This window comes from Rhodoferax sp. TH121, assembly GCF_002251855.1.
In the GTDB taxonomy this organism is placed as follows: domain Bacteria; phylum Pseudomonadota; class Gammaproteobacteria; order Burkholderiales; family Burkholderiaceae_C; genus Allorhodoferax.
Genome location: NZ_NOXW01000022.1, coordinates 617067 through 633965, shown reverse-complemented (window position 1 = coordinate 633965; position 16899 = coordinate 617067). Strand labels below are relative to the sequence as shown.

General features: G+C 62.8%; 14 protein-coding genes and 1 tRNA gene. 10 read left to right on the top strand and 5 right to left on the bottom strand.

Annotation, left to right across the window (positions count from 1 at the left end):
* Positions 1-16 precede the first annotated feature (16 nt).
* Positions 17-1108, bottom strand: a complete 1092-nt coding sequence (gene ychF, locus CHU94_RS17295) for a redox-regulated ATPase YchF (protein WP_094482155.1) — start codon at positions 1106-1108, stop codon at positions 17-19.
* Positions 1109-1139: 31 nt separating this feature from the next.
* On the opposite strand from ychF, the gene CHU94_RS17290 reads away from it, so the two are divergent.
* Positions 1140-2906: a 7TM-DISM domain-containing protein gene (locus tag CHU94_RS17290; RefSeq protein WP_094482153.1), complete on the top strand. Its 1767-nt coding sequence runs from the start codon at positions 1140-1142 to the stop codon at positions 2904-2906.
* Complete coding sequence (locus CHU94_RS17285; protein WP_094482151.1) at positions 2903-4696, top strand: 7TM diverse intracellular signaling domain-containing protein; 1794 nt, start codon at positions 2903-2905, stop codon at positions 4694-4696. The genes CHU94_RS17290 and CHU94_RS17285 overlap by 4 nt, the downstream gene beginning before the upstream one ends.
* Here the strand turns inward: CHU94_RS17285 and CHU94_RS17280 are convergent.
* Positions 4681-5553: an MOSC domain-containing protein gene (locus tag CHU94_RS17280; RefSeq protein ID WP_094482149.1), complete on the bottom strand. Its 873-nt coding sequence runs from the start codon at positions 5551-5553 to the stop codon at positions 4681-4683. The genes CHU94_RS17285 and CHU94_RS17280 overlap by 16 nt on opposite strands.
* 58 nt (positions 5554-5611) lie before the next feature.
* Here CHU94_RS17280 and CHU94_RS17275 point away from each other — a divergent pair, with 58 nt between their 5' ends.
* From CHU94_RS17275 to CHU94_RS17265, 3 genes are all read left to right on the top strand, one after another.
* Positions 5612-6730 carry an FAD-dependent monooxygenase gene (locus CHU94_RS17275; protein WP_094482147.1) on the top strand — a complete coding sequence of 373 codons (1119 nt, stop codon included), beginning with the start codon at positions 5612-5614 and terminating at the stop codon, positions 6728-6730.
* 28 nt (positions 6731-6758) lie between these two features.
* Complete coding sequence (locus CHU94_RS17270) at positions 6759-7490, top strand: DsbC family protein (RefSeq protein WP_255034016.1); 732 nt, start codon at positions 6759-6761, stop codon at positions 7488-7490.
* Between the two features lie 72 nt (positions 7491-7562).
* Positions 7563-9401: a M61 family metallopeptidase gene (locus tag CHU94_RS17265; protein WP_094482143.1), complete on the top strand. Its 1839-nt coding sequence runs from the start codon at positions 7563-7565 to the stop codon at positions 9399-9401.
* Between the two features lie 137 nt (positions 9402-9538).
* Here the strand turns inward: CHU94_RS17265 and CHU94_RS17260 are convergent, their stop codons facing one another.
* Positions 9539-10357: an enoyl-CoA hydratase-related protein gene (locus CHU94_RS17260; protein ID WP_094482141.1), complete on the bottom strand. Its 819-nt coding sequence runs from the start codon at positions 10355-10357 to the stop codon at positions 9539-9541.
* A gap of 52 nt (positions 10358-10409) precedes the next feature.
* On the opposite strand from CHU94_RS17260, the gene CHU94_RS17255 reads away from it, so the two are divergent.
* The 5 genes from CHU94_RS17255 to CHU94_RS17235 all read left to right on the top strand — a co-directional run bounded on the left by CHU94_RS17255 (position 10410) and on the right by CHU94_RS17235 (position 14920).
* Complete coding sequence (locus CHU94_RS17255; RefSeq protein WP_094482847.1) at positions 10410-11189, top strand: enoyl-CoA hydratase; 780 nt, start codon at positions 10410-10412, stop codon at positions 11187-11189.
* Positions 11190-11214: 25 nt separating this feature from the next.
* Positions 11215-11291, top strand: a tRNA-Met gene (locus CHU94_RS17250).
* 100 nt (positions 11292-11391) lie between these two features.
* The gene (locus CHU94_RS17245) at positions 11392-11787 is read left to right on the top strand and encodes a hypothetical protein (protein WP_255034015.1); all 396 of its coding nucleotides are present in this window, start codon (positions 11392-11394) and stop codon (positions 11785-11787) included.
* A gap of 102 nt (positions 11788-11889) precedes the next feature.
* On the top strand, positions 11890-13227 hold the full coding sequence (miaB, locus tag CHU94_RS17240) for a tRNA (N6-isopentenyl adenosine(37)-C2)-methylthiotransferase MiaB (protein ID WP_094482139.1): 1338 nt from the start codon (positions 11890-11892) through the stop codon (positions 13225-13227).
* 166 nt (positions 13228-13393) lie between these two features.
* Positions 13394-14920 (top strand): acetyl-CoA hydrolase/transferase family protein, encoded by a 1527-nt coding sequence (locus tag CHU94_RS17235; RefSeq protein ID WP_094482137.1) that lies wholly within the window; start codon positions 13394-13396, stop codon positions 14918-14920.
* Positions 14921-14982: 62 nt separating this feature from the next.
* On the opposite strand, the gene CHU94_RS17230 is transcribed toward CHU94_RS17235, so the two are convergent.
* On the bottom strand, positions 14983-15525 hold the full coding sequence (locus CHU94_RS17230; RefSeq protein WP_094482135.1) for a class I SAM-dependent methyltransferase: 543 nt from the start codon (positions 15523-15525) through the stop codon (positions 14983-14985).
* Between the two features lie 474 nt (positions 15526-15999).
* Positions 16000-16899, bottom strand: a complete 900-nt coding sequence (locus CHU94_RS17225; protein WP_094482133.1) for a DMT family transporter — start codon at positions 16897-16899, stop codon at positions 16000-16002.

The window sequence follows — 16899 nt, the reverse complement described above, 5'->3', positions numbered from 1 at the left end:
AGGGAAGCGGGAAGCGTCAGGAGCTGAACAGGAAGTTCATCACGTCGCCGTCCTTGACGACGTAGTCCTTGCCTTCGGCGCGCATCTTGCCTGCATCTTTGGCACCCTGCTCGCCCTTGAAGGCGATGAAGTCGTCAAACGCGATGGTCTGGGCACGGATGTAGCCCTTCTCGAAATCGGTGTGGATCACGCCGGCCGCTTGCGGGCCGGTATCGCCCACATGGATGGTCCAGGCGCGCACTTCTTTGACCCCCGCCGTGAAGTAGGTCTGCAAGCCCAGCAAGCTGTACGCCGAGCGAATCAGGCGGTTCAAGCCGGGTTCGCTTTGGCCGAGTTCCTTGAGAAATTCCAAGCGGTCAGCGTCGTCCATCTCCGAGAGTTCGGCTTCCATCTTGGCGCAAATAGCTACCACGGGTGCGCCTTGGGCCTTGGCAAACGCGGTCAGGCGATCCAGCAAGGGGTTGTTCTCAAAGCCGTCTTCGGACACGTTGGCCACAAACATGGCGGGCTTGGCGGTGATCAGGAAAAACTGCTTGAGCAGGGGCAACTCTTCCTTGCTGAAGTCCAGCGTGCGCACGGGCTTGGCTTCGTTCAGCGCAGCCTGGCACTTCTCCAAAATCGCCACCAGCTTGACGGACTCCTTGTCGCCCGAGCGCGCCAGTTTGGTCACGCGGTGCAGGGCTTTTTCCACGGCCCCCAAGTCGGCCAGGCAGAGTTCGGTCTGGATGACTTCGATGTCGGCAATCGGGTCGACCTTGCCGGCCACGTGGATCACGTTGTCGTCTTCAAAGCAGCGCACCACGTTGATGGTGGCATCGGTCTCGCGGATATGCGCCAAAAACTTGTTGCCCAGGCCTTCTCCCGTGCTGGCGCCGGCCACCAGACCGGCGATGTCGACGAACTCCACAATCGCGGGAACGATGCGCTCGGGGGTGATGATGTCGGCCAACTGCTGCAGGCGCGGATCCGGCACTTCGACCACGCCCACATTGGGCTCGATGGTGCAAAACGGGTAGTTTTCTGCAGCAATGCCGGCCTTGGTCAAGGCGTTAAAAAGGGTACTTTTGCCCACGTTGGGCAGGCCTACAATGCCACACTTCAAACTCATAACAAACCTCTAAAAACTGGGTGCCAAGTGTATGCGATACCTGCTTTTGCGCTGGATGCTGGCCTGGGCAGTAGGCTTGGGACTGGTTGGTATGCCAGTCTGGGCTGCTACACCGGTTCTGCCCCAGACCTTGGTATTGGGCGACGGCACCACCAGTTTGGAGCTGGCCGGCCAGGTGGCCACCTGGCTGGAAAGCGGCATTCGCGCCAGCATTGACGAAGTCGCACGCACACCCCAGGCCTTCACCCCGGTCGCCGCACGCAGCCGCCATGCCCTGTACAGCGGCAATACCCTGTGGCTGCACTTGCGCGTGGTGCGGGCAGCTGGCAACGCCACCCAGTGGACGCTGAATGTGCCCGCGCCCTATGTGGATGCCGTCACGCTCTACCAACGCCCCGACGGCAAAAACTGGACCGTCCAATCCGCAGGGGACACGCTGGCCCAGGCGCAATGGGGCCAGCGCGGCCTGTATCCTGAATTCACGCTGGACCTGCCCAGCGGCGTGCCCCAAGATCTGTACCTGCAGGTGCGCAATTTCAAGCCCCTAAGTGTGCCGGTGCGATTGACGACAGCGCCGCTGCGCGAGGGTCAACGCCAGTTGGAGAGCGTGGGCCTGGGCTTGGTCATTGGCACCCTGCTGACCCTGGCGGCGCTCTCGGTCATCCGCCACTACGAACACAAAAATCCCTTCGACCTGAAGGCGGCCTGGTACGGCCTGCTGGTGGCCCTGTCCGTCGCCCAGGTGAATGGCGTGCTCAATGCTGTGTTGTGGACCGCTTGGCCCACTTGGGCAGACTACGCCAACAGCATCTTGCCACTGCTGACTGTGGGAACCTCGCTGTTGTTTGTGCGAAAGCTGTACGCACTGTCCACCCACTTTCACCGCTACGACAAGACCCTGGTCCTGATCGCCTGGGGCACCTTGGGTGCAGTGGTGGGTTACGTCCTGCTGGGACGTGATGTGGCCGACCAGATTGGCACCACGGCCCTCTTGGCGGCCACCACCGTGGGTCTGCTGGTCACCGTGATGAGCTGGCGTGGCGGCTCGACGATTGGGACCTGGCTGATGCTGGCTTACGTGCCGCAATGCGTGTGCCTGATGTGGCTGGTGGCAGAGGCTTTTGACCTGATTACCAACCGGTGGGAAATGCGTTACTTCATGTCGCTGAGTGTGGCCTTGTCGGTGCCAACACTGATGTACGCCCTGAGCCGCGCCACCCACGACCGCAAAGAAGTCGCGTTGCGCGCTGGCCAGTTGCCTACGCAGGATGCGCTCACTGGATTGCTCACGGCCCAGGCTTTTCAAAGCCATGTGGAAGAAGCCTACCAGCGCGCCATTGACACCCGGGAGCCCGTGGCGCTGGTACTCGTCAGTGTGATCAACCTGGAGCGTATTCGCGCCACCATGGGCGACACCACGGCCGAGCAGTGCATGCTGCGCGCCGTGATCAAGCTGCATCGCATCCTGCGCGATGTGGATCCGGCGGCCCGCATCGATACCGCGCGTTTTGCCATGGTGTTGGAGGGCGTGGCCTCGCGCCAGGCACTGACGGAGCGACTGGTCAAGCTGGTGGCCTCGGGCCTGATCCCGCTACAGGGCCTGGAGCCCGAGGTGACCCTGCAGTTCCAGGCCGCCTGTGTGCTACTGCACGACAACCCGGTGCCGCCCGAGCGGGTGCTGGAGGATTTGTCCGGTGTGCTGGCCGGAATCTCCCCGCGCACGCGCCGTCCCATCCGCTTTCTGGAGCCCGTGCCCACCCAGGCCGCGCCCTTGAGCCCCACCCCGGTAACTCCATGAACTTGCCCACTACAGTGCACCGCTGCCTGCTGCTTTGTTGGCTCCTGTGGGGACTGACAGCAGGCATGGCGCAGGCCCAGGTTGAGCCCCCGATCAAGCTGGACGGCAGCCACACCAGCCTGCAAATCAGCGGCACCTTGGCAGCGCTGATCGAAAGCGAGCCCAGCATCGGGATTGGTGGCATCAGCAAGCTACCGTCGCCCGGCTTTGCACCCCACGCCGCAGATCAGGAGTTTGCCCTGCGCGAAGGACACACATTGTGGGTGCGCCTGCGAATGGAGCGCGCGGCTGACGGACCTACGGAATGGACACTGCATGTGCCGCTGCCCTACCTGGATTACGCCGCACTCTACCAACCCAAGGGCAAGGGCACTTGGAGCAAACAAGTGGCTGGCGACACCATCGCAGTCGCGCAATGGAATCACCCATCGCTCTACCCGGACTTTGACGTCACCTTGCCTGAACAGGGGGTTCACGAGGTCTACTTGGAAGTGCGTAATTTCAAGTCGATTGCACTTCCGCTGCAATTGACCAACCAAGCTGAACGCGACCGTCAGCGCGAGTTCGAGAATCTGGGCCTGGGTGTGCTGATTGGCATGCTGATCATGTTGATTGGCGTCTGCTTTATCCACTACCTGCAAAGCCGAGACAGCGCAGACGGTTGGTACACCGCCTATGCAACGTTGGTGCTGGTCATCATTGCCAATATCAGCGGCTTGGCCGCGTTATGGTTGTGGCCGACCTCGCCCCTGTGGTCAAACTTTGCCCACATGGCACTGCCTATTCTGGGGGTCGGTGGCACGCTGCTTTTTGTCCGCCACATCGCGTCTTTGGACGTCGGCTTTCCGCGACTTGCAAAAATTGTCTATGCCGTTGGCTTGGCCTCGTTGCCAGTGGCTTTGCTGTCAATTGCGATAGACCGGCGGCTGGCGTTGAATGTCAATTCGGTGTACTTGCTCGCAGGACCCGTGCTGACCATCTTGACTGCAACACTCACTTGGCGACGTGGGTACGCTGTTAGCAAATGGTTGCTCATGGCATACCTACCGCAATGCGTAGTGGTGCTGTTTCAGGTGCTCCAGCTCTGGTTTATCGTGCCCGATTGGTGGCAGACCCGCTACCTGCTTGTCGTCGCCATTGCCATGATGGTGCCGTTGCTGCAACAGGCGCTGCACACCCGCATCCGTGAACGCCGTGAGGCGGAAGAACGCGCCAAAGCCCTGCCCACACAAGACGCTCTCACTGGACTGCTGACGGCACCCCTCTTCCAGCAGCAAGTGGAACACGCACTAGCCCGGGCTCGGCATGACGGGGATCCTTCCGCCATCGTGCTGGTCGATGTCGTGAACTTCAAGTTCCTGCGCGATTCCTATGGCGATGCCGTGGCCGAACAATGCCTGCTGCGCGCGGCCGTCAAGCTGCACCGCGTGCTGCGCGATGTGGACCCGGCGGGACGATTGGATAGCGCACGCTTCGGCCTGGTGTTGGATGGCGTGCACGACCGCCAAGCCCTGACCGAACGCATGGTCCGACTGATTGCCTCGGGGCTGATTCCGCTGCCCGGACTCAAGCCCGAGGTCACACTGCAATTCCACGTGGCCTGTGTGCTGCTCAGCGAAGTGATACCCCAGCAAGAAACCATTTTGGAGGAGCTGGGCAACGTGCTGGAAGGCATTTCCCCGCGCACCCGTCGGCCCATCCGCTTTTTGGAACCGGCCACCACCTTGCCGGCGCCCTTGTCGTCCATACAGGGCGTCAGCAGCGAGCTGCCAACTCAGCCAAACGCGTAACAGCCCTGCACGGCCTGGCCCACCCGCAACACCGTGCCAGAGCCATGGGTCACGATGGCATTCATGCCGAAGGTGATGGCACCGTTTACCCGCGCATCCTGGCGATAGGCCTGCAGGGCATCGCCCACGCCAGGGTGGCTGACGGCGGTGGCGGGGTCGATGTTCGGAATCGGGCAGCGCGCGCAAGGCTTGACCAGCTGCAGGCCCGCCACCGCTGCCCCCTTGTCCCAGACTTCCAGCGGCCCCAGGTGGTCTTCGTCGTGCGGCAGCAGGCCGCTGAGCACCACATTGGGCCGAAAGCGCTCCATGCCCACCGACGGATGGCCCTGGGCCGCCAGGCGGGTGTTGAGTTCGTCCATGGCACTGTCGGTCGTCACCAGCACCGGGTAGCCATCGGCAAACTGGGTGCTGGCGGCCACACCACCGGTCCACTTGGTGCTGCAAGCCCGCTGTGCGGCCGGGTCAAAACGTACCAGGCGCTCGGCGGGCGCCCCCAAAAAGGTCTGCAACCACTGCGCGGCCTGGTGCCCCATGTCCAGCGCGATCACCACGTCGTCCCACACCTGCACCCGCAACGTCGGGCCTGGGGCTTGAAACGGCACACGCAAGTCCGGCATGCCGGGCGCCTGTAGCCGCAGGCTGTCAGCCTCGAGCTGCGGGCGAATCAATGCCATGCGCGCGCATTCGCGCTGGCTCACAAACAGGCCCTCAGCATCCACCACCATCCAGTGGCGGTCCCATTGCAGGCCCGTGTGCAGCAGCACGGCCTCCTGCACGGCAATGCCAGCGCAGGACTTCACGGGGTAGATCCTCAACTGGGCAATCTGCCCTTGCACATCGCCGGCACTTTCACTCATCGGGGGTCTTCCTGTTGCAACCAAAGAGGCATGGTACCCGCCCTCCTACAATGGCCGCATGGCTTCTTCTTACGACATTGGCATCCGCGGCGCTGGCATTGTGGGCCGCACGCTGGCCTTGCATCTGGCCGCCAAACGGCTGCGCGTGGCGCTCTACGCAGCCCCCTCCACCCCGGCCGAGTCGGATGTGCGCGCCTACGCGCTGAACCACCCGGCCCGTGCACTGCTCGACGCCGTGCGCTGCTGGCCCAACACAGCCCAGGCTACGCCGGTAATGCGCATGGAGGTGCATGGCGATCAAGGGGGCGAAGTGGCGTTTGACGCTGCGCTACAAGGCGGCGAAGCGCTCAATTGGATCGTGGACGTGCCCGCGCTGGAGGCCCAACTGGCCGAGGCGGTGCGCTTTCAACCCCTGATCGACGTGGTAGACGCCCCGCCCCAGGCCACGCTCACCGTGGTGTGCGAAGGCCGGGCCAGCCGCACGCGCGAAGAGTTGGGCGTTGACTTTGACGTGACGGCCTACGGGCAATGGGCTCTGGCTGCGCGCGTGCGCTGCGCCCAGGGCCACGGTCAGGTGGCACGGCAGTGGTTTGCCAACGGCGAGATCCTGGCCTTTCTGCCCATGGGCGGGGCCGATGGGAACTTATGCGCTGTGGTGTGGTCAGTCTCCCCAGACCGGGCCACCGCCCTGCAAGCCGCCCCCGACATGGAGTTCACCACCGCCCTGCAAGCCGCCAGCCACGATGCCTTGGGCACCGTGACGCTGGAGAGTGCACGCAAAGTGTGGCCGCTGCAGCATGCGCTGGCCCGCCGCTGGAGCGGCCAGATGGCCACTGGCGCTTGGGTGCTGGCCGGTGACGCCGCCCACAATGTGCACCCGCTGGCTGGCCAGGGCCTGAACCTGGGCTTGGGCGATGTGGCCGAACTGGTGCGTGTGCTGGACACCCGCCCCTACTGGCGCAGCGTGGCCGACCCCAGATTGCTGCGCAGCTACGAGCGCGCTCGCAAGGCTGACTTTGCCTTGGTCGGCGGTACGGGCGACGCGCTGCAACAGCTGTTTTCCCACCCCCATGCGGCTGCTGCCAGCCTGCGCAACTGGGGCATGCAAGGCTTTAACGCCAGTGGCCTGCTCAAACACTGGGTCGCCCGCCGCGCCATGGGCAGCACCCAGCGCTAACTTGTTCCTTCTCCAAGAGATACCCACCGTGAAACTTTCCACCACCGTTTGTGCTGCCGTTCTGGCCCTTGGTACCCTGGCTAGCAGCCTACATGCGCAAGAGGCCACCATCCGCAGCAATCTGGGCAAGCGCATCCAGCTCTTCAAGAATATTGACGAGGTCCGCAAAACCAGCATCCCGGGCATCTACGAAATCCGCGTCAACGGCGCTGAAATCTATTACAGCGACGCCAAGGGTGACCACATCTTCCAGGGCAACCTGATCCTCACCAATGACAAAGAATTGCGCAACCTGACCGAGGAGCGCATCAACAAGCTCACTGCGGTCAAATTCGACAAACTGCCTTTCAAGGACGCCTTCACCATCGTGCGCGGCAATGGCCAGCGCAAACTGGCGGTGTTTGAAGACCCCAATTGCGGCTACTGCAAGCGTTTCGAGCGCGATCTGCAGAAGGTGGACAACGTCACCATCTACATGTTCCTCTACCCCATCCTTGGCCCCGACTCGACTGAGAAATCCAAGGCCATCTGGTGCAGCAAGGACAAAGTCACCGCCTGGCAGGACTGGATGCTGCGCGACCAGGCCGCCCCGGCCGCTGCCGCCATGTGTGACGTGAGCCCGCTGGCGCGCAATGTGGAGTTCGGCAAGACCTACCGCATCAACGGCACGCCCACCTTGATCTTCCAGGACGGCAACCGCGTGCCCGGCGCCATTGACGCGCAGCAGATCGAGAAGCACCTGGCGGCTGCCAAGGGCTGATCCAGCCCTGCATTTACTCCTTTTTTCATAGCTGTTCGCGCAGAATTTATGCGGGCTAGAGGCCAATTTGATATGAAATCTCGCACCTCCACGAACACCACCGCCCCCGTGCACTACCAGGTGGAGCTGCTGGATGTGCAGGCCCACCTGTTCCGCGTCACCCTGACCGTGCCCGCCCCCACCGCGCAGCAAACCCTGCGCCTGCCGGTGTGGATTCCGGGCAGCTACCTGGTGCGCGAATTTGCCAAGCACCTGCAAAAGCTGGACGCCCGCCAGGGCACCAAGCGCGTGGCCGTGCAGCAGCATGACAAGGCGACGTGGGAGGTGGCGTGCACGCCTGGCACGCCGCTGCAGGTGCAGTACGAGGTGTACGCGTTTGATGCCTCGGTGCGCACCGCGTGGCTGGACGCACAACGCGGTTTCTTCAACGGCACCAGCCTGTGCCTGCAAGTGCCCGAGCTGGCCGACACCCCGCACACGCTGGCCATCGCCGCCGCCGGCGCCCCCAAGGGCTGGCAAGTAGCCACCGGGCTGGAGGCGGTGAAATGCGACAAGGCCGGCTTTGGCCTCTACCGCGCCGACAGCTACGACACCCTGGTGGACTGCCCGGTGGAACTGGGCCCCTTCTGGAGCGGCAGCTTTGTGGCCTGTGGCATCCCCCACCGCTTTGTGGTGGCAGGCGCCCCGCCCAGCTTTGACGGCGCCCAGCTGCTGTCCGACACCCAGGCCATCTGCGAGGCCGAACTGCGCTTCTGGCACGGGGAAGCGGTTGCCGATGTCAAAAAAGTGAGCGCCTCGCGCAAGAAGGACGGGGGCCATAGCCCGATTCCTTTCAAAAACTACGTCTTCATGCTGGCTGCTGTGCACGACGGCTATGGCGGCCTGGAGCACAAGAACTCCACCGCCCTCATCTGCGCCCGCAAAGACCTGCCGCGCCTGCCCCGCACCACACTGGCCCCCACCACGCACAAGCAGCCCGAGGGCTACACCACATTGCTGGGCTTGATCAGCCACGAGTACTTCCACACTTGGAACGTCAAGCGCCTGCGCCCGGCCGAGCTGGCCCGCTATGACTACACGCAGGAAAACTACACGCAGCTGCTGTGGTTCTTTGAGGGTTTCACCAGCTATTACGACGACCTGCTGCTGCGCCGCGCCGCGCGCATCGACAACGCCACCTACCTCAAGCTGCTGAGCAAAACCATCAACCAGGTGAACCAGACGCCCGGCCGCCTGGTGCAAAGCGTGGCGCAAAGCAGCTTTGACGCCTGGGTGAAGTACTACCGCCAGGACGAAAACACCGCCAACGCCACGGTGAGCTACTACACCAAAGGCTCGCTGGTGGGCCTGTGCCTGGACCTCACGCTGCGCGCGGAAGGCAAAACCAGCCTGGACGCCGTGATGCGCGGCCTGTGGGCCCGCTGCGCCGGCGGCCCCATGACTGAGGCCGACCTGCTGACCGTATTGCAGGAACAGACTGGCCGCAGCTACGCCAAGGAAATCGCCCACTGGGTACACAACACCAAAGAGCTGCCCGTGGCCGAGCTGCTGGAGCAGCACGGCGTGCAGGTCAACCGCGAACCCGACCAAGTGGCCCAACAACTCGGCCTGCGTGTGAAAGAAAACGGCGGCCTGTTCGTCCAACAGGTGTTGCGCGGTAGCGTGGCCGAAAAAGCGGGCTTTGCCGCAGGCGATGAATGGTTGGCCGTACAAACGGAGGGCCAGCCTTGGCGCATGCAGGCGCTGGACGACTTGACGCTCTACACCGGCAAAGCCAAGAAAGTCAGCGCGCTGGTCTCCCGCGACAAGCGCTTGATGACGCTGACCCTCGCCATGCCCGCCCCCAGCACGGCTGTGCGCTTGTCGATCCGCGACGCTGCCGCTGCCAACAAGTGGCTGAACGGGGCCTAAAGCAAGGCCGGAGCGCAGACCTACACGTACCGTATGCCGAAGCGGGTTGGGCTGGGGCCCGATTTGTGGCCAGCAGGACAGTATGAGGGCCCCAGCCCAACCCGCTTCGGCGCCCCCACCCTGCTGGCAATCGGGAACTAGCGTCCAGTGAACTTGGGAGAGCGCTTCTCCCGAAACGCCCGCACCCCCTCCACATAGTCATCGGTCTGCCCCATGGCACTCTGGGCATCGCGCTCCGCATCCAGCTGCTGGTGCAGGGTACGGCTGGCACCATCGCGCAACAGCTGGCGGGTTGTCACCAAGGCCTGCGTAGGCATCGCAGCCAAGCGCTGCGCCATGGCCATTGCCGCAGCCACGCAGTCGTCGGCCACGTCCCACACCAGCCCCCATTCCTTGGCCTGCGCCGCCATCAGCTTGTCACCCGTCATGGCCAACGCCAGGGCGCGCGCCATGCCCAGCCGCTGCGGCAAAAACCAGCTGCTACCCGCATCGGGAATCAGGCCAATCTTGCTGAAGGCCTGAATGAAGCTGGCCCCTGGCGCCGCAATCACGATGTCACACGCCAGCGCAAATGACATGCCGGCTCCAGCCGCTACGCCATTCACCGCGGCCACCGTCGGCAGGCGCAAGGCTTGCAGACGGCGCGTGGTCGGGTTGAAGGCCTGCTCAATGCTTATCCCCGGATCTGGCCGCCCGGCAGGATGGGCATCCGGTCCCAGCTCGCCGGTATTCAGGTCAGCCCCGGCGCAAAAGCCCCGCCCGGCCCCCGTCAACACCACCGCGCGGATGGCTGGGTTGGCCTCGGCCCGCTCCAGCGCCGCCCACAGCGCGTGGTGCATCTCGCGCGTAAACGCGTTGAGTGCGGCCGGGCGGTTCAGTGTGAGCAGGGCCACGGCGGCGTGCTCGGCGTAGAGAACCAGAGGCTCGGGTGTGGACGTCGTGCTGGTGTCAGTCATGTGCAACCCCTCTTCGCTATAGTGCCAATCATCAAAATCCGGAGACCCCATGATGAGCTACGAATGCATCACCACCCGTATCGAAGGCGACAAGGTTGCCATCATCACACTCAACCGCCCCAAGGCGCTGAACGCACTGAACGACCAGCTCATGGACGAGCTGGGCGCCGCGCTCAAGGGCTTTGACGCTGACCCGGCCATTGGCTGCATCGTGCTCACCGGCAGCGAAAAAGCCTTCGCCGCGGGCGCCGACATCACCGCCATGGCCAAGTTCAGCTTTGCCGATGCCTACAAAGGCGACTTCATCACCCGCAACTGGGAAACCATCCGCAGCGTGCGCAAGCCGGTCATCGCCGCGGTCAGTGGCTTTGCCCTGGGCGGCGGCTGCGAGCTGGCCATGATGTGCGACTTCATCATCGCCGCCGACAACGCCAAGTTCGGCCAGCCCGAGATCAAGCTGGGCATCATCCCCGGCGCGGGTGGCACGCAGCGCCTGCCGCGCGCGGTGGGCAAGGCCAAGGCCATGGATCTGGCGCTGACCGGCCGCATGATGGATGCGACCGAGGCCGAGCGCGCCGGGCTGGTGAGCCGCGTGGTACCGCTGGACAAACTGCAGGACGAAGCCTTGGGCGCCGCGCTGCAGATTTGCGCCTTCTCGCAAGTGGCCACGATGGCCGCCAAGGAGGCCGTGAACCGCGCCTTTGAGGGCACGCTGGCCGATGGCATTGCCTTTGAGCGTCGCATGTTCCATGCCTTGTTTGCCACGGCCGACCAAAAGGAAGGCATGGACGCGTTTGTGAACAAGCGCGCCGCCCACTTTACCCACCAATAATTTTTGGTCTATAATTCTGGGCTTCGGTCGTATAGCTCAGTTGGTTAGAGCGCAGCATTCATAATGCTGATGTCGGTGGTTCAAGTCCACCTACGACCACCAAATTGAGAACCCGCAGCGCGCAAGCCCTGCGGGTTTTTCTTATGTGCCGCCACGGCGTCGGTAAAATCACCGCTTCTTCCACAGCCTCTGGATACACACCATGAACCGCTGCATCCGCGCCCTGGGCGCAATCTTTGTGCTGGTCGCCCTGCCCTTGGACAGCATGGCGCAAACCAGCCCCACCACCCAACAGCTGACCGATAGCACTGGCACGGCCGTGGTGGCGGTTCGGACATTCCCCCCCAAAGCCCTGCGCGGTACGCTGCAGGTGGTGGCGCCACCCGAGGTGCTCCTGAACAATAAGGTGGCGCGCCTCTCACCCGGCGCCCGCGTCCGTGGCGCCAACGGAATGCTGGCCATGTCCGCCGCGCTGGTGGGCCAGACCTTGCCCGTGGTGTACCTCCTGGAGCCCCAAGGCATGCTGCACGAAGTGTGGGTACTGACCGAGGTGGAAGCCAAGCTCATGCCCATCGCGCCCGCTTACTCCACGCAGTAAGCCGCAGCCGGCGTATCTATTCAAGAGTCCTTCAGGGCTCTAGCCCTCGCCAATACTGCGCGAGCAGCTCCTGTATTCATAGCATTTTCTTCAGGATTTTCCATGTCCAAAAAAGTCTTTATCAAAACCTTCGGCTGCCAGATGAACGAGTACGACTCGGACAAGATGGCCGACGTGCTGGGCGCCGCCCAGGGTTACGAGCCCACCGACGATGTGGAGCAGGCCGACCTGATCCTCTTCAACACCTGCTCGGTGCGCGAAAAGGCACAGGAAAAAGTCTTTAGCGACCTGGGCCGCATCAAGCACCTGAAGGCCAAGGGCGTGCAAATCGGCGTGGGCGGATGCGTGGCCAGCCAGGAAGGCGCCGAGATCATCAAGCGCGCACCCTATGTGGACGTGGTGTTTGGCCCGCAAACCCTGCACCGCCTGCCCGAGCTACTGAATGCGCGCCGCGAAAAGGACAAGCCGCAGGTAGATATCAGCTTCCCCGAGATCGAGAAGTTCGACCACCTGCCGCCCGCCAAGGTGGAAGGCGCTTCCGCGTTCGTGAGCATCATGGAAGGCTGCTCCAAGTACTGCAGCTACTGCGTGGTGCCCTATACACGCGGCGAAGAGGTGAACCGCCCGTTTGAAGACGTGCTGGTGGAGATTGCCGGCTTGGCCGACCAGGGCGTGAAGGAAGTGAACCTGCTGGGCCAGAACGTGAATGCCTGGCGCGCGCGCCTGACCGAAGGCGGCGAGATGGCCGACTTCGCCACGTTACTGGAATACGTGAGTGACATCCCCGGCATCGAGCGCATCCGTTACACCACCAGCCATCCCAATGAGTTCACGCCCAGCCTGATTGCCGCCTACGAAAAGCTGCCCAAACTGGTGAGCCACCTGCACCTGCCCGTGCAGCACGGCAGCGACAAGATCCTCATGGCCATGAAGCGCGGCTACACCGCCATGGAATACAAGAGCACCATCCGCAAACTGCGCGCCATCCGGCCCGACATGTCGATCAGCTCGGACTTCATCGTCGGCTTCCCCGGTGAGACGGACGAGGACTTTGCAAAGATGATGAAGCTCATCCACGACATCGGCTTTGACAACTCCTTCAGCTTCATCTTCAGCCCCCGCCCCGGTACGCCCGCAGCCAATCTGCACGACGAGACCCCGCACGAGGTGAAGCTGGCACGCCTGCAAGAGCTGCAAGCGGCCATCAACGCGAACATTGCCACCATCAGCAACCAGCGCCTGGGCACGGTGCAGCGCATTCTGGTGGAAGGCAGTAGCAAGCGCGACAACGGCGAGCTGATGGGCCGCACCGAGTGCAACCGCGTGGTGAACTTTGCCGGGCACCCGCGCCTGGTGGGTCAACTGGTGGACGTGACGATTACCGAGACCCGCAGCTACACACTGCGGGGTGAAGTGCTGACCGCTGAGACGGTGGCTTGAACGTTCTTCGCTTTCAGCCAAGGGCTCCCATGGGAGCCCTTTTTGCTTCTGGCTTGCCTTAAGTCAAGAAAAAACCAAGGGTAAACCCGCAAGCTCCACGTAAGATGGCCCGCACCGCGGCCTTCCGCCTGGCCCCGCCTCACCACAGCACCGGAGTTTTTTGGACATGCCTTTGGCCCCCCGCATTCAACACCCCGCCTACCAGGCCAAGCTCATGTCGGCCGAGGCCGCCGCCGCCCTCATCCCCGCCGGGGCCAATGTGGGTATGAGCGGCTTCACCGGCTCGGGCCACGCCAAAGCCGTGCCCCAAGCGCTGGCCCGGCGCATGGAAGCCTTGCACGCGGCGGGCGAAGACTTCCAGATCGGCCTGTGGACTGGCGCCTCCACCGCCCCCGAGCTGGACGGCGCTTTGGCCAAGGCCCATGGCGTGTCCATGCGCCTGCCCTACCAGTCGGACCCGACCGTGCGCAAGCAGATCAACGCAGGGCAAATGCAGTACACCGACATCCACCTCTCGCACGTGGCGCAGCTGGCGTGGTTCGGGTTTCTGGGGCCGCTCAAGGTGGCGGTGGTGGAAGTGGCGGGCATCTTGCCCGACGGGCGGCTGATCCCCTCGTCGTCGGTGGGCAACAACAAAACCTGGCTGGACCTGGCCGACCACATCATTCTGGAAGTCAATCACCTGCAACACCCCGGGCTGGAGGGCATGCACGACATTTACTACGGCACCCGCATTCCGCCCCACCGCCAGCCCATCCCGCTGGTAACGCCGGGCGACCGCATCGGAGACTGCTACCTGCACTGCGACCCGGCCAAGGTGATAGCGGTGGTGGAAACCAGCGAGCACGACCGCAACTCGCCCTTCACCCCGCCGGATGCCACCTCCGAGCGCATTGCCGGGCACATCATCGACTTCTTGCAGCAAGAGGTGAATGCAGGCCGTCTGCCTGCGGACTTGCTGCCCTTGCAAAGCGGCGTGGGCAACATCGCCAACGCGGTACTCATGGGCCTGAACAAGGGCCCCTTTGAAAACCTGAGCGCCTACACCGAAGTGCTGCAAGACGGCATGCTGGAGATGATCAAGTCCGGCAAGCTGACCATGGCCTCGGCGACCGCGCTGTCGTTCAGCCCGGCGGCGTTGGAAGAGTTCAACGCCAACATCGACTTCTACCGCGAGCGCATCGTGCTGCGCCCGCAGGAGATGAGCAACCACCCTGAGGTGATTCGCCGCCTGGGCCTGATTGCCATGAACGCAATGATCGAGGCCGATATCTACGGCAATGTGAACTCCACCCACCTCATGGGCAGCAGCATCATGAACGGCATAGGCGGCTCGGGCGACTTTGCACGCAACGCCTACCTGTCCTTCTTCATGACGCCCTCCACCGCCAAAGACGGCGCCATCTCGTGCATCGTGCCCATGGTCTCGCACACCGACCACACCGAGCACGACGTGGAAATCATCGTCACCGAGCAAGGCCTGGCCGACCTGCGCGGCAAGTCACCCACCCAGCGCGCCCAACTCGTCATCGACAACTGCGCCCACCCCGACTTCCGCCCCGCCCTGCGCGACTACTTTGACCGCGCCCTGCAGACAGCCCCCGGCCGCCACACCCCACACATCCTGAGCGAGGCGCTGTCGTGGCACGACCGGTTTGTGAAGACGGGGCGGATGTTGCAATCTGATGTTTGAGTACTGCGACGCATCTTTCGTGACGCACGCGGCCAGCGCACAGCAGACTTTCGGCGTCGTCCTCAGGCGCTGGGGATGCGCTGAACGATCAACCAGATTCCTTTGCCCATCATCTCGTGCGAGGCGAGATGGAGCACATTGAAATACTGGCAAATTCTGGGGAGCCACCAAGAGCTAGGCTGTTGAATCAGGTGCGCATTCCTTCCATCAGACAGGGTTTTACCTGCTGGCCCCATGTGGATGGAAAAAAAGCCAAGACCGACAGTGATGGATGCCAACTCGTGGAGCACTGCATCCAGATGCTCAGGCTCAATGTGTTCCAGCACATCGATGCAACACACCAAGTCCGCGGCTTGTGGTGACCCATATTCCGGAAAAACGGGGTCATAAGGAAGGTATTGCGCCGGAACGACTCCTGCTTCGCCCAACCCTTCCAGCAGGCGCTTTTTGCCCGCTCCATAGTCGCACACAGACTGCACATGGGTCTGCCGAATCAAATCGGCGACGATGGGCGCAAACGCCAAGGAGGCCACGCCGTAACTCGGATTCTGATGAAGCTCCTGCTGCAACTTGAGGTACTCATCGGAAATGGTTTGTGGGTTCATTGCAGTAGGCCAGAAGCGTCTATGGATACGAGTTCTTTGTACGGAACTTGGTGTCGTCGGTGGCTACCAAGAGGGGGTCGTTTGGGCTTGGGGTCAATCGTATGAGTACGTTAATTGAAGGCTGAACATTCCCCACCAACGACGTTCTTGTCAAACTGATTGCCCCCACTGAAACTTGGAACACCATTCGCACCCGTAGCAGCCACGCATACCACCCAAGTATGTGCATTTGTGGATGCCAGCTTTCGCGGAATAACGGCAGCAAAACCAAGCTGTTACTCCGCTACAAGCAGACCATCTCACATGCCAAGAGGGGGGGGCCCGCCAGTTTGAACGCACTGGGCAGTAGCGAGCGAGGCTTAACCCCCGCACCAAGGAACAGCCATTCGGATGGATAGGCACTATCAAATTAATAGCTGCTCGCGCAATATCAAAGGACTCAAACGGCCACTTTCACCCTCAATCCCTGGATTCTCAGTGCTCCGGCGCCTCTGCCGATGCACGGCTTTCATGCGCCGTGAGCCACGCACCGGCAGCACCACACACCGCGATCAGGGCCATGCCGGCAATGGTCCAGGCATCGGGCACGTGGGAGAACATCAGCCAGCCGCCGAGCATGGCAAAGGCAATCTGGGCGTACATATAGGGCATGAGCACCGCCGCAGGCGCGCGCTTGAAGGCCTGGATGAAGATGAAGTGCCCCAGACTGCCCAACACGCCCATGAGCAACAAGCCACCCCAGACCGCATGCGACGCAATCGGCTCCCAGGTAAATGGCAAGGCCAGTGCCGCTACCAGCGCCCCCGTCCAGCCGGTGTAGAACTGCATGGTCATCGGGTCTTCCGTGCGGGCCATGCGGCTGGTCAGCAGCTGAAAGCCTGCGTTGGCCGCCACCACCCCGATGGGAAACAGCAGGGCCCAGTTGAAGTCTGCCCCCTCCGGCCGCACGATGGCCAAGGTGCCCGCGAAGCCGCCCGCCACCAGCAGCAGGCGCAGACGAGAGATTTTTTCATGCAACATGCGCGCGGCCAACAGCGTAACCACCAGCGGGGTCAGCAAGACGATGGCGGTGAACTCGCCCACCGGCATGTGCTTCAGGCTCAAAAAAGCCAGGATGCTGGTGGTCAGCAAGAGCCCGCCGCGCAGCACATGCAGGCCAATGTGAGCGGTATGGAGCAAGGCGCGCCCCTGGCGGGGCATTTCTATCGCCGTGGTGGCGACGGCCTGGAAGGCGTAGCGAAAAAACATGGCCACCATCAGCGGGGCACTGAGAGACACCCATTTGGTGGTGGTGTCCAGGGTGGCAAAACAAGCCATGGCCGCAATGGCCAAGGCGATTCCCTTTAAAACTTGTGCGCGGTGTGGGTCGGCCAT